The sequence below is a fragment of the Streptomyces sp. URMC 127 genome (assembly GCF_051386535.1).
Lineage (GTDB): Bacteria > Actinomycetota > Actinomycetes > Streptomycetales > Streptomycetaceae > Streptomyces.
Genome location: NZ_JBPQTW010000584.1, coordinates 1 through 202, shown reverse-complemented (window position 1 = coordinate 202; position 202 = coordinate 1). Strand labels below are relative to the sequence as shown.

Annotated in this window: 1 protein-coding gene; it reads left to right on the top strand. The window is 69.8% G+C overall.

The window, feature by feature from the left end:
- Window positions 1–11: 11 nt before the first annotated feature.
- Window positions 12–202: hypothetical protein (locus ACSNOH_RS35460; protein WP_436725538.1), on the top strand; the 191-nt coding region annotated here is incomplete at its 3' end.

Sequence of the window (202 nt, the reverse complement as noted above, 5' to 3'; positions counted from 1 at the left end):
CGACGCGGTTGGTGAGCAGGGTTCGTACCGAGATAGGGGTGGAGTTGCCGATCCGGGCGTTGTTCGAGCAGCCCACGCCGGCGGGTCTCGCAGGGTGGGTGCAGGACGCGGGGGCGGCGAGGCGCGCTCTGGTGGCGGTGGAGCAGCGGCCGGATGTCCTGCCGTTGTCGTTCGCTCAGCGGCGGTTGTGGTTCCTGCACAA